Raw genomic sequence first — 13,754 nt, forward strand, 5'->3', positions numbered from 1 at the left:
GCAGAACGGAAAAGATAGACGCTCCATACCCCCTATACTTATGGGTAACAGTAAGCGCTTTAGCGTGTGGGTACCATTGACTCAACAACAACCCTTTTAAGCCGAATAGTGAAAGCGTCTTTCCTGTTAACAAATAGGGAACACGGTCATTAGCACCTTTACTCGACGTATCCTAAATCCCGCAACCTACCTTCCAAAATCTCCGTCTCCTCCTCCGTGGATTCTTGTGCCAATAGGTGCTGATAATTGGAGTTCATCAAAATCTCGTCGTAAGCGTCTCTGAAGCGGTCTGGATCCTCACAGGCGAGATCCTCACCGCTCAGCACATGCCGATACACAAACTCACCCGTCTGTTCATCTTCCCGATAGAGATATTCACCATCTGTCAGCGACCAGAGTCGCACGCCGTCCGAATATCTGCTAATTTCCTCATTATCGACCGATGTCCGAGATGTCACGCGATGGTGCGGCATTTCTAAGTTGTCTCGGCTAAGGAACCCGATGCCGAAGAGACTATCCAACTCCGACAATACCAGTCGGTTTACATCAATTTCCGATGGAGATAGCAGGTCGCGTCCGTATCCGTGGTACTCCACATCGATGCCTGCCAGATTTGTGATCGTCGGGAACAGATCGATCGCTGAAATCGGTGGATTTGGACTTTCAAATGAGAGGGCAAGATCTGTCACACCCGGGATATGCGCCAACAGCGGCACGTGTAACACGTTCTGGTTGAGTGTGCCACCGTGATCGGTAATTTCTTCACAGATGCCTTCGCCGTGATCCCCGAAGATGAAAACCGCCCAATCCGAGAGTTGAAGTTGCTTCAGAATTTCAACTAACTTGAATTCGAGGATATGCGTCGCAGCGGCGTAATAAAACCGTAACGCCTCGTCTATCCTACCACGATCCACGAGCGATTTGAGGCTCGGCGCACCCGGGATCCCGCTCATACCGTAACCGCCGTGTGTATACCAGAAGTGCAGAAAACAGAATTGCGGCACGTCCGAAGACTGCTGGATCTGCTTGACAAGGTCTTCAAGTGAACCGAGATGTTGCGCGTTCGCGTTCGGATCAACCGACGTAATGAACGGCTCAAAATCAAGGAAACGGAACACTTCCGGACGCTCGGAGCGTCCTGTGATATGATAGCCGGCGTCATTGAATATTTGAAACAGATTCGGGATACCCTCAAACATCTTAAGGTAAGTTTGTCCGTAGACCCCGTGTTCAAACGGATAAAGCCCGGTAAAATAGGAGGTATGCGAGGGACGCGTCGCCGGTGCTGGCACGAAAAATTGTTCAGCGAGCGAGAAATCCTGCGTCAACAGGTCGAACTTCGGCGTGTTGAGAAGCGAATTCGTCCGACTGAGGGCATCGAACCGCCAACAATCGATTGAGATAAGCAAAAACTTGTTGATAGAAGGTGTTGTCATTTTTTAATTATACCTTGCGGTTCGATGGGGTGAGTTAGGTATTTGACGCGTTTGTTCGTAGAGTCGCCTGCGCCGTTGTTGCAGGCTCGGTTTTCGTGTTAATTTTTTTAAACAAGCGTTTTGAAGGTTCCAGCGTCCTTTAATCCATTAATCGGGTGTTATACTGCCGCTCGGTATGCTGATATCCACCGAACAGATCGGGTTGGAAAGGCGTTGACGTGTAGATATAGACAGCGTCGCCATAGGGATCATAAAGGATAACCTCTTCGCGGGCATCACCACAGACATCCGCAGGAAAACAGTGATACCATCCCATTTTCCCACCACTGGGTGGCGGCAGTTCAGGGAACGTCACCACCTTATCTCCTGCACTATCATAAAGCGCAGCAGGACTATAAATCAATTCACAGGTTTCCGACCCGTGCCAGCGGATAATTTCCAAGCCTGTGTTGTTCGGTGTTTCATCGACGTTAAACCTGTTCTGAATCTGCCCGCTGTTGTCTACTATCATCAGGTCGGTGTGATGTCCGTTATATCGGATAACCAAGGCGTTTTCAGACGCCTCTGGCAGTAATCTGCCACATCGGATCTCTTGTCCGTGTGGCACAATGTCAAAGCCAAGTGAGAGAATCGAAGTACCCTCGGAGTCAACCACCTGTCCACCCCCGGAGAGGATCGCTCGGTTAATGCCGTTCCATTCGGAAACTAAAACCGAGTCCATATTGTCGCCAAAAAAGTGATTCCAGAGGACTGTGCCATCAGCAGCGAGCCCGAAATTGCCACCGTTGACTTCGTCGAGTCCATCGCCATTGAAGTCGCCGACTGCCGGGATATATGCGGAGTGCTTCGGATAACGGAACCACTCATCGGTATACTGCCAAAGCAATTCCAATTTATGGTTGAAAGCGAGCAGGTTCACACCTACTTTCACAACGAAATCTTGAGGTTGCGCATTTCCACAGAGGTTGGCAATCATCAATCGTTGATGGACGTAGTTGGAGATATGGCGTTCGCCTTCGGCGTAAGCGTTGCACTGGCGAAACGCATCCGGCGCGGCGGTCCGTTTGACAGCACCCGTCGCGCCGTCTAAAATCATAAGGCGAATCGCCGATAAATCCCATTTACTCACTTCCGAGGCATCCGTATCTACCCAGAAGCAGATAACCTCTGCCTGTCCATCGGCATCTATATCGTGAATAGCGACAGGACCGGGGCGATCGGGGGAGAGCGTCGTTAGCATAGTATCCTGCGCATCCACGTCTCTGATTTCGAGGTGTTTGTCACCGAGGGACCAGAGGGGTTCACCTTCCAGTGTGAACGCACCGAGGAAACACGGATGAATGCCACCGAGCGATTTGTACACAAGAAAATCGACTGTGCCATTACCCGTCAGATCGCCGATTCGGATATCGCCACCCCAAGTGCTTCCCGATGTTTCATTCAGGAATGCGTCTGGAAGTGCGACCCGTTCATAAAGGTGTGCTGATTGTGCAGTATCCATCTTTAAACAAAAGCCTTGAAAATCCCAACATAGAGCGCGAGAACTTTCTCTGGGTCGGGACCTGTATAAGCACATTCATTGGAGATGTAGCCTGAAAAACCGATGCGATCGAGCCATTGGAACATCTGCCGGTAAAGATCGAACGTCTCTGGTTCTTCTACCCGGTGCGTATGCACCGCAGTAATGTGTGGACCTACACGCGAAAAGAGAGGATCAATACTCCCCGCATCGCAACCGATGAATTGTGAATTGAAAACGAAGCCGACGTTCGGAAGATTCACACCTTCAATGACTTCCATTGCCGAATCTGGGTCTGTGAATGAGCCGTGCATTTCAATGGAGACAGTAATATCTTTTTCAGCGGCGTAAGCACCGAGTGCCTTCAGGCCATCCGTGACGTAACCGGTAACTGCCTCACGGTTCTCCTCAGTGTATCGGTCGCCGAGCACTCGGACATGGTCGCAACCCATAAATTCCGACATATCAATCACACGTGTAACGCGTCGGACGGTTTCCTCACGATCGTCGGCATTTTCAGAATGAAAATTTTGGCAACTCGTGAGTGAGGAGATAACAACGTCACTCGCATCGACCTGTGCTTTGAGTCCGTCCCATGCCTCTCTTGGCGTATCCCACTCAAATCCGTGTTTCTGCTCGTAATCCATTAACAATTCGACACCGTGGTAACCGGTTGCGGCAGCGGTGTCAAGTATGCGTCCGAGTTCCCACTCTTGGCAGGTTTGATAAGTATTCAATGACCATTTCATTTTTTAAATTTTCCTTGCAGTTCGTTATTGTTGTATCGGAATCGGAAACCAGAGTCCCCCAGTTTTCGTCGTTAATGCCCTGTGTGTGGTATGATTAATACCGATAACATCTATGGTGATGTTGTTCTGAAAACACTGTGCTAATACTTCTGGGAGTGTATAGGATCCTTTGCTCGGTTCATCGGTAACAAGAATAAATCGGCGGTTCACCCCTTCTCGAAAATTGACACGGCGGATCGTTTTGATAATCGCATTGTGTGCCCGCTCATCACCAGCGGCGGCGACAACGTGTGAGGTTAACAACCGTTTGTATTTCTCGCTGTCTCGCGTTTGTGGATGGATAATCGTATCACCTTCAAGATACCTGAAAATAACGATACCGAGGGTGAAATCAACGCCTTTCTCTTCAAACACCGTTACCATTCGATTCAGCTGTCTGCCGACTGCACGGATATTATCTATCATGCTTCCACTAATGTCAAGCAGAAAAACGAGATCAACGGCGGTTTCGATTTTACTGTCAGCGACGCTCTCCGCGATACCTGCTAATGCTTCCCCCATCCGTGCGTCTCTGTCAATCGGTTGCGCAGGCCCCTTATTATCTGTCGCTCTGTTCGTTGCAGCCTCGCCTTGAACGGTTTTCGGCTTGGGGGCAATTGTAGGTGCTTGTGCCTGTGTGGTCGCAATCGTTTTCCACGCCAGCGTTTCTGTGGTCTGCTCGCGCAGGGAGGTCTCAGCCATCGGTAACCGAGCATCTGTCCTCAGCATGGGAATAGATGCACTGGAGGCGGTCGGCGGTGCTGAATGCACCAATTTTGCAACGTTTTGGTTAAGAGCGGGTGAGGTTTTGGAACGCGTAGGCGTTGACCGCCGCGTAGCCGGCATAGAACGTTTGCGAGTACTGTTCACATGAAAACGTTGGAGAGATGTCACAGCAATGGCTTCTGAAGTAAGCGGTTCCGAAGGTTGCATCGGTCGATACCACTGGATATAACCGAGACCGATAATTCCTATCGCAATGGCATGTAGAACCAACGAAAATAGAAACGCTCGCCGGGTTTTCCTGCGTCTATGGTATCTGGAATACTGAAACTTATCTGAATAGGTTGAATAGATATTGAGTGGCAGCATATTCCGTTTTTTTTTCTGTCGGAAAATTGACGGTCAGCAATCGGCAAAAAGGGTATCTTTAAACGAAAACGTTCTTTGCTGGTCGGTGATGGTTGACTGCTGATAACTATATAATTGAGATCGTTCCCTGATTCCCATCAACTTGGAGCGTCTGTCCCTCAGTAATGCGGCGCGTTGCGTTCGGGATGTTCGCCACTGCAGGCACGCCGTATTCTCTGGCAACGACTGCCCCGTGTGAAAGTATCCCACCGCGTTCCATCACCAGTCCCGCTGCATGCAGGAAAAGCGGTGTCCATGCCGGATCGGTTGAGGGGCACACCAGAATATAATTCCTGTCGGATGGGCGGACATCTGTCGGTGTCAGAAGCACACGTGCCTGTCCTGTGGCGATGCCTGCTGAAACGCCGACTCCCGTAAGTGTATCAACGGTTTCGAGGGGTGTCGCGGTGCCGATCTGATCCAATGCGTCACTGAAGATAACGTCCGGGACCTCAATGTGTAACATCAATTCACGCTTTGTCTTGCGTGCGGTGATAACGTCACTAAATACCTCACCGTCTATGAGTCGTCGTAATTCATCTGGCACGAGATAGAAGACACCACCATCGAGTTGATAGCGACGATCCAATTCAAGCAGCGCACGGCGAATCTGTTCATAGCCGAGCATGAGATAAAATTTCGCTGTCTCTCTGAAAGGCATGTAACGCCTTGTAAAATCGAGTTCACGCGCAACCTGCTTTCTTAAACCTGTTTTATTTTCGAGGTGTGCGGTGAGTTCCTTTTCTGCGGATTCACGTTGTTCTATCTGTGGTTGAAGCGTGTCGGGATTACAAGTCCCTCCTACCGAGCGAAGGGATGCAATCATCTGTTCAAGATAGGTCGTATCTTCGCGCCAGCGGGGTTGTGCTAATTCAAACTCATCAACGGCGCGATGTCCGTAATCCTTTAAGAAATCAGTAAGGGGCAAGTCTCCTGTTGCCACTTTCGACAATTTCGACGCAAGCCGCGGGTGGGAAGTCTGCGGAACAACAGTTTCATCTGTGAGATTGTCAGAAGTCCCGCTCATAAGCCTGTTCACAAGGATTTTCGTTTCTGTTTCATTCAAGCATTTCTGAAGAGCCACCTCTAACCGTTGCAGTGAAAACCCAGCGAGGAGTGTAGCAGTGAGGGCTTTTGGTGCGAAATCGTCCAATGTTTTGGCACGCCATTCTTCAAACTTGGTCACTAATTCGGTGTCCGTTAAGTCTGAATACGAAATGTTTCGTTCTGCTTCCACTTCCTTTTGAAATGCTGGAAATACCTCTTCTATTAGCAATCGGGCGAAGTCAGAGCGGTACTGACGTAGATGCATCTCTGCCCTGCTCATACGAATAATATGGAGTGGCAGTTTCACCCAGAATGAAGTGTTACTCCGCGTAATATCGGTTTGTGCCTGGGCATACATCGCTTCTTGTGGATTTCGCTTCAAGGCGTTGAAATCGTGTGCAAATGGAAAGCCGTCGAAGTGGAGTTCCGCCTCACGGTTCAAATTAACGTAAATCCGTCCACAAATCAGATCAAGAATCCCTTCAGTGTTGACCCGCTCACTTGGATAAAACCCCAAGCCTCGATACGCTTTACCTAACCCACCCGCACCCGACATGAATTCCTTCATAATCTCCCACGTCATTGGGAGTGGCGCGGGTAGCACCTCTGCAAGATTATGATGACACCAAACGGTCCCCTGTTCCTCGGCACGTGCTTCCAATATCTGGATTTCCTCCTGACGGACTTTCCCAACGGCTGCCGCATCGACTTCAGAGGATCGCGAGCACAACTCACTTCTACGAGGTGTGATAGATGTCGGGGATGTGGTAATGTGGCGCGACTGCAACAGCACGAACTGCCCATCTGTGAGTGCCCATTCGATATCCATCGGGTGTCTATAGTGGGTTTCAACCCGCATGCCGAGGTGTGTGAGTTCTTTCAGTTGTGCGTCTGTTAGGCTTGGGGCATCCTGCTGTGCAGAGGGGACCACGCTCACACCAGTAGCCGTTACCATTTCGTTTTTCGTAGCGATGCTTCTTTCCAAAACCTCGCCTATATCCCTCGACACGTGAAAACTATCAGGCGTGATAGCACCAGAGACAACCGACTCACCCAATCCCCAATTCGATTCAATAATAGCGGCATTCGCATTAAACGGCGCAACAGTAAAAAGCACACCGGAAACATCTGCCTCGCACATCTCTTGAATGACGACTGCCATTGCCAACCCTTCATCGGTAATCTTCTGCGTCTGCCGATAGGAAATGGCTCGTTCCGACCAGAGCGATGCCCAGCACATTTTGAGGGCATCTAAAAGTTCATCGGGGGTTACATTCAAAAACGTATCTTGCTGTCCGGCAAAACTCGCTTCCGCGAGATCCTCTGCTGTGGCACTGGAACGCACTGCGACTGTAGGGGTCCGCAATTTTTCTCGCGCCGTCCGGATTTCTGCGATGAGTTTTGGCCTCAGTTCAATATCTTTGATGCTTCCTTCATTCTGTTCCAATAGACCTTCAACGGATAGGCGATAGGCCTCCGTGGTAACACAAAAACCGTTCGGCACTGGAAATCCAGCCCTCGTCAGTTTTCCGAGATTCAACCCTTTTCCGCCGACACGAGGTAAGTCAGCATCGTCAATCTCTGAGAAGTGTTTGATAAATTCCATTTTTTAATTTTACCTTGCGGATAAGGATCGTGAATTTGAGTTTTAATGTTTTTCTCTCGAGTCGACTGCTTGTTTTTGCTTGTGGGTTTCTGCGTATTGTTGCAGGCTTACGGTTTTGTGTCTAATTTTCCGCTTTCTACTGCGTTTCAGGCACGGGGTTTCGATTTTAAAGAGGGCATGCTGTGAGGATAAAAGCAAGTGAACATAGTATATCAGAATCTATCTACCGAATGCAAATGGGTTTAGGGTTCGCTGGACAGAATTCCCTTTGACAAATCCCTACAAATTCAGTAAACTGCAAAAAGATGTTTCAAAACGTAACCGAAATTCTCACTTTAATCGCTTCTACTGCCGTGCAGTGGTTCTTCTATCGGAAACCTTGGTTTCCAAAGGACTTCGCACCCGAACGGATCCTCGTTATCAAACTTGATCATCTTGGCGATGTGCTGTTGGGGACACCGGTGTTTTCCAATCTCCGTCGGGCGTATCCGAACGCTGAACTGCATGCCCTTATTGGTGCCTGGAGTCGCGTGGTTTTAGAGAAACATTCGGATGTCAGTAAGGTTATAGAATACAATTCACCCGCTTTTTGCCGGACAGGGCAGCCGACATCATTCAGAGGAACGTTTAAGCTCTACCGCGAGTTACGTCGCCAAAAATATGATCTGATGGTCGAACTCCGTGGTGATTGGCGGACTGTTTGGTTCGCGTTCGGACGGCTTACACCGAAGCGACTCAGTCGTGCAGCCCTACAAATTGCGAACAGATTGGGTTTTACGCAATTCAGTGGTACCCACGAGACGACGCGTAATCTCGATGTCTTAAAGCAAGCAGGCATCCCAACGCCCGTCCAAACCGCAAGTTTCTCAGTAACAGCAGAAGATAAAAAATGGGCATCCGATTTCCTTGCCACATATCGGATTGACAGGCAACGCCCGTTGATTGCTATCCATCCTGGGTCCCCGATTGCACTCAAAAGATGGTTGCCTGACCGATATGCCGAAGTATCAGATTGGTTGATTGCCCAAAAACGTGCGCAAATTTTGTTTGTCGGCGTGGAGGAGGAAATACCGATCGTCATCGAAATTCAAGCACTTATGCGAGGTGAATCAATCAATATCGCTGGCAAAACGACACTGACACAATTGGCATCAATCTTGCATACATGTAATGTGTTTATCGGCAACGATAGCGGTCCGATGCATCTCGCTGCTGCAGTTGGTACCCGAACTATCGGACTGTATGGGCCTGGGGATCCAACCCGTTTCGGTCCGGCAGGTGTAAAGTGTCAAACGATTCGAGGGCAGCCAGACTGCCCTTGTGTGGGAACGACCTGTCGATTCGGAAAAGCAGGATGTATGTCTGAAATTCAGGTCACCGATGTAATTCAGACCCTTGAAACGGCTGCATATTTAACCCCGGATAGAAAACTCACATCTGCGGTAACAAATTAACTTGACATATTTTTGTAAAGAAGTTATAATGTCTTAAACAACATCCGTAAAAAGTCGTCTTATCCATTAAGCATCTGGTTCTTGCCCGATGCACACTTAGAGAACTTAGAGAATTGAAAAGACAATTTTGGGGTGTAATTGGACAACATTGTTTGTAAGCGACGCGATGAATCTAAAGGAGGAATTTAGAAAAATGCAATCGAGATTAATGTGGCTCGTGCTTGTCCTTTTCGCAGTAGGCATCATGAGCGTCGGCATTGTCGGATGCGGTGGCGACACCGAAGAAGAATCCGCTGAAAAGCCGACAGAAAGTTCTTCATCCACGAGTTCTGATACACCAGCAGTTGCTGCGAGACCGCCTATCGACTTCGCAGCAGAAAAAGCCGCAATTCAAGCGGTTTATAGTGAGTTCTACAAAGCCTTTAACGACAACGATCTCAAAGCCATTGGAGAGACTTTTCGGACGAATGATCCCAAGGTTGCCTTCGGAACAATCTTTGCCGGAAATGAACCCGTGCCAATCGCCTTCGGGTGGACGAATGTTAAAGTCGCTATTGAAGGTTTATGGATCGGTATTGGGACGAAGGGATCCAAATGGGGACGGGACGATGTGTTGAAGGATTTCTGGATTCGCTATAAAGGCAGAAAATTGGAAGCCTCCGCGATAGGTTACAACTGCTACAAAGGCTCGTTTCCTGGCGAAACGACCCTCTATCTGATAAAAGAGGAGAAGGATGGGTGGAAGATCCACGAGTTGGATAGCAGCACGGAAAACAACCTTGGCATCTTTGGCTTTCACAAAGGCAAACCCCGTCTGAAGGAAGCAGGCCGCTTCTTTTCGACAGATGCCGACAAAGTGCCAGCCGAATAAGTCCAATTTTGGTGCACACGGTTGCTAAAGACTGCCCCTTTTTGTGCAGTGCTGAAAAAGACTGCCCCTTTTTGTGCAGCTTAACACACTGGATGCAGGGATTTATAGCCAATTCAATGTTTTTCGCATTGGCACGGAAATTGCATATATCCCCGCATCAACAACTTTTGTTTTTTCTTAGGATACGAAATATCCCTTGGAGGTAATAACGAATGAGTGCAAAAAGAACCTCAGGTGCCTTGATGACTTCATTGGTACTTCACGCGGTCATAGCGTTCATTGCTGGCATTTATCTTGTCACGCAAACTGAACAGTTCAAAGATCTCGTGGGTGCTGAAGTGCTCCAACCCAAGGAGCCGCCGAAGCCTAAGGTCCGGAAACCTGTTGTGAAACCTGTTATTAAGCCGACGGTTCCGACGCAGAATACCGTTGTCGTCGAACAGGTGCAGGTACAACCCCGTGTAACGACTGCGTTTGTTGCTAAGTCGAATTTCCAACCGCAGACGGTCCTCGAATTTTCAAACCAAACCGTCAAAGTGGACGCCCCGATTAATCCGAATGTACCGAGAGTGGTTACGCCGAACGCACCCGTGCCGACTGTTGTAACACACGCCGACCTACCTGTTTCGGATGCACCCGGTGCCTTGGCGTTCTCCGCACCCGTCGCAACTGCTCCCTCCGCCGGACCGGCTAACATCGGTCGTGGTGTCGCAGGCAGCGTCGTGCAGGTGAAAGTCGCTTTTGAACGTCCACCCGGACTCGCAATGGTTGAAAACGTCGGTGCCGCACGCGATGCCCTCGGCGATGTCGTTGAAAACATCACCCTCGGTAACGTTGAAGTGCCACCCCTGGCAAGAGGCGAACCCGGTGGACGCGTTATCGGTAAAGGTAAGGACATCCGCGGCGTCTTCCGTTTCACACGGATCCGTCACAGTCTCTCTGACTGGTGGGCTGATGCTTCTTCCCTCAACGCATTGACAAAGTGGCTCAACGAACGGACGAAAATTAAAACTGACATGAACGTTGAAGGTGGCGCATTGAAACTTACCGATGCCAACCTCTTCAAAACACCCTTCGTCTTTATGACAGGACACGATCCGTCACTCACCCGTTCTCGTAACTTGCTTGGACGGCAGTATGGTGGTGGTAAAATGGATAGCCGTCTCACGGAGACTGAAGCCGCTGGTATGCGTCGCTATCTCGTTGAAAAAGGTGGATTCCTCGTCTTTGACGATTGCGGTGTGAACGCGCCTGCGCAAGCGATGATTCGTCTCTTCCTCGCACAGATGCGCTATGTCATGCCTGAGTATCAAATTGAACGTATTGCTAACGAGCACGAGATTTACGATAACTTCTATGAAATGGGTGGTCCCCCTGTCGGATACGACATCTTCTGGTGGGGTACACGTCCGCCGAAACGGAACTTCCTTGAAGGTATCTCCGTCGGTGAAAAGTTATCGGTTATCATGGTGCGCCGTGATTATATGTGCGCCATGGAGTCTGTCAGTCTCCCGACGCGTAGTGTCCACTATTCACCCGGTGTCTATCGTTTCATGACGAACGTTGTGGTGTATGCGTTGACGCACGGTCAGATTTCTGACTACTCCGGCTATGTGCCTGAAGATACGTTAGCGAAGCAGGAACTTCCGACGAGCGCGCCTGAAGCTGCGAAAGTCGCCGGTTTCGAGTAGACGCTTTGTATTGAAGCGCGGTTTTTAACCTCGCACTGTGTTTGGGCTGTTTAGTTATCCGCTAAGGGCAACTGAGCAGCCCTTACATATTGCAACCCAATCCTCTTTTCAGCGGTCTGAACATAAAGGCCAATTCTTCCCCAACAGCAATTTCCTCTCAGATTAGGTGATAATTCCATGTTCCTGACACTCATTCGGCGAGAGTTGATCGCTAACATTATAACGTTTCGGTTCCTTGTTGCGATGGTTGTCACGCTGTCGTTGGTGGTTGCGAATACCGTTGTCCTGATTGCCGATTACGAACGCCGTCTGACAAGTTATGATACCGCGGTGACGGAACACGATCAGCGATTTTTAACCAGAGCAAGGACCTATTCGGAGGTGGAAGGAGCACTCCTTGTAGACCGACCCCCCAATCCACTGAGCATTTTCAATGCGGGTTTAGATCGACGGCTCGGCAACTCTATCGCTATTCGGCATACCTTTGTCCCAACCCTTTGGGATACCCGATCACACAGCGCGGATAATCCTTTCCTCAACCTGTTTTCCAGTGTCGATTTAGTTCTGATTTTTCAGGTAATTCTCAGTCTGCTGGCACTGCTTTTCGCCCACGATGCAATCGCTGGAGAACGGGAAGCAGGCACGCTCCGCTTCTCAATTGGAGTCCTCTTATCATGAAATTGAGCAGATTTGGGAGAGTTTTGAAAGAGAGCGGATGGATTTCTTAAGGAACGATGAAATTGAAGGGGAAGACTTGAACACCAATATACTTTATTCAGGAAGTTCGGGGGCTCCGCATATTTCAGATCCGACGACACTCAGGTATTCTAAGGCAGAAATGCGCAATATTCGGATTAAGCCGGATGCAGAACCCCTGATGCCTCATGTCAAAGCTTATTTTCAATTCTCAGAGCCGCGTCGCATTCGCGCAGCAGAAAGGACATGGCAGATTCGACAGAAGGCTTTAAATCATATCTACGTTCGCAAAGCAAATGTGGCAAAAAACTTGATGCGTTTCTCACCGGCGGCGATGTATGATTTCGCAACCGAGGCGTGGGCAGGAACGGATTTCCACGGTATTGAGGATTTTATCACGACAGTCCAGCGGTATCGGCAAACGATTATCGATTATTTCTATGATAAGAAGGCTTTTTCTTCCCGGAAATGGTTCGCTGTTGACCAAGGAGAAGTCGATTGGAGCGATTTACCTCAGTTTTCTTATCGGCGGAAAGATATATGGAATAGCATACAACACGCCAGCAGCGATATTGCCTGTCTGCTACTCATCAACGTTGTGCTGTTTATGATGACATTTTTAATTTTCGTGCGGCAGGAGGTGTAAAAACGGTGGTTGGTAGCCGGTTGAGAAAGTCTTTGGAAAACTTAACCAAAATTTGTAGCCCCAACCAACGGACCAGGGCGGATTACGAAAAGGAATGTCCTGTGGGCAGGCACATCTGACCGCACCGCAAGGAAAATTAGAAGAATGATTTGGCATATCACAAAACGTGAGCTCTATGACCACTTAAATAGCCTCCGATTTGCCTTCACAACGGTATTGCTTGTGGTACTGATGATCGTCAATGCAGTCGGATATCTTGGCGAATACGCAGCGCAATCGACTGCGTATGAAGGATAACACTTAACAATCCCAATGCTTTAGACGAATCAACGGTATGAATGCCTTATGGCATTCCCCGGGGTCCAACCCACGTTATTCGTGCTTTTTCCAGCAAAAAAAGACTTGACAAACGTGGATAAAATGTGGTATAATTAGAGTATCAAGTTGGCAGACAGTTGAAGCACAATCACTTGATTGTGTGTCTGCCTACCCACTTCAACGGGGTTAAAAACTTGGTGCTTGATATACCATGATAAAGACACACAAAATTGCATTACGCCCGGACAAGGTTCAGATTGCATGGTTTTACCAGCAATGCGGTTATGCGAAGTTTGCATATAACTCAGCTTTGTCTGATTTTAAGGCGGAACTCTCAGCGGATAACTTCTTGTCCATGTATGACCTTAACAAACGCTTTAATCAGAAGAAGAAAGCGTTTGATTGGACGCAAGCCCAAGATCAGCGTGCTGCGATGTATGCCGTCCATAGCCTCGGTAAAGCGATTGATAACTGGGTGGCAAAGCGTACGGGATTTCCCAAGTTTAAGAAACGCGGTTGCAAACATTCCTACACCACCGATGAGCAGTCCG

Annotated in this window: 11 protein-coding genes; 6 read left to right on the forward strand and 5 right to left on the reverse strand. The window is 49.0% G+C overall.

Annotated features, from left to right (window positions below; all coding sequences use genetic code 11):
• Positions 1-158: 158 nt before the first annotated feature.
• The 5 genes from F4X88_15135 to F4X88_15155 all read right to left on the reverse strand — a co-directional run bounded on the left by F4X88_15135 (position 159) and on the right by F4X88_15155 (position 7,527).
• Positions 159-1,436, reverse strand: a complete 1,278-nt coding sequence (locus F4X88_15135; protein MYA57620.1) for a sulfatase-like hydrolase/transferase — start codon at positions 1,434-1,436, stop codon at positions 159-161.
• Between the two features lie 139 nt (positions 1,437-1,575).
• The gene (locus tag F4X88_15140; GenBank protein MYA57621.1) at positions 1,576-2,937 is read right to left on the reverse strand and encodes a hypothetical protein; all 1,362 of its coding nucleotides are present in this window, start codon (positions 2,935-2,937) and stop codon (positions 1,576-1,578) included.
• A gap of 2 nt (positions 2,938-2,939) precedes the next feature.
• Positions 2,940-3,704: a sugar phosphate isomerase/epimerase gene (locus F4X88_15145; protein ID MYA57622.1), complete on the reverse strand. Its 765-nt coding sequence runs from the start codon at positions 3,702-3,704 to the stop codon at positions 2,940-2,942.
• Positions 3,705-3,728: 24 nt separating this feature from the next.
• Positions 3,729-4,835: a VWA domain-containing protein gene (locus F4X88_15150; protein MYA57623.1), complete on the reverse strand. Its 1,107-nt coding sequence runs from the start codon at positions 4,833-4,835 to the stop codon at positions 3,729-3,731.
• Positions 4,836-4,941: 106 nt separating this feature from the next.
• Positions 4,942-7,527 carry a hypothetical protein gene (locus F4X88_15155; protein MYA57624.1) on the reverse strand — a complete coding sequence of 862 codons (2,586 nt, stop codon included), beginning with the start codon at positions 7,525-7,527 and terminating at the stop codon, positions 4,942-4,944.
• 305 nt (positions 7,528-7,832) lie between these two features.
• Between F4X88_15155 and waaF the strand changes: the two genes are divergently transcribed.
• The 6 genes from waaF to F4X88_15185 form a co-directional block, all read left to right on the forward strand.
• Complete coding sequence (waaF, locus tag F4X88_15160; protein ID MYA57625.1) at positions 7,833-8,981, forward strand: lipopolysaccharide heptosyltransferase II; 1,149 nt, start codon at positions 7,833-7,835, stop codon at positions 8,979-8,981.
• Between the two features lie 193 nt (positions 8,982-9,174).
• Positions 9,175-9,852: a hypothetical protein gene (locus tag F4X88_15165; GenBank protein ID MYA57626.1), complete on the forward strand. Its 678-nt coding sequence runs from the start codon at positions 9,175-9,177 to the stop codon at positions 9,850-9,852.
• A gap of 212 nt (positions 9,853-10,064) precedes the next feature.
• A complete protein-coding gene (locus F4X88_15170; GenBank protein MYA57627.1) occupies positions 10,065-11,543 on the forward strand; it encodes a DUF4159 domain-containing protein in 1,479 nt (492 codons plus the stop codon).
• A gap of 177 nt (positions 11,544-11,720) precedes the next feature.
• Positions 11,721-12,221, forward strand: coding sequence for an ABC transporter permease subunit (locus tag F4X88_15175; GenBank protein ID MYA57628.1), 501 nt, complete (start codon positions 11,721-11,723; stop codon positions 12,219-12,221).
• Entirely contained in the window at positions 12,157-12,885 is a 729-nt protein-coding gene (locus F4X88_15180; GenBank protein MYA57629.1) for a DUF3526 domain-containing protein, read from the forward strand. Before F4X88_15175 ends, F4X88_15180 begins: the two co-directional genes overlap by 65 nt.
• A 529-nt stretch (positions 12,886-13,414) precedes the next feature.
• Positions 13,415-13,754 (forward strand): helix-turn-helix domain-containing protein (locus F4X88_15185; GenBank protein ID MYA57630.1); only part of this gene is annotated, 340 nt, incomplete at its 3' end.

This window comes from Candidatus Poribacteria bacterium (assembly GCA_009839745.1).
Taxonomy (GTDB): Bacteria; Poribacteria; WGA-4E; order WGA-4E; family WGA-3G; genus WGA-3G.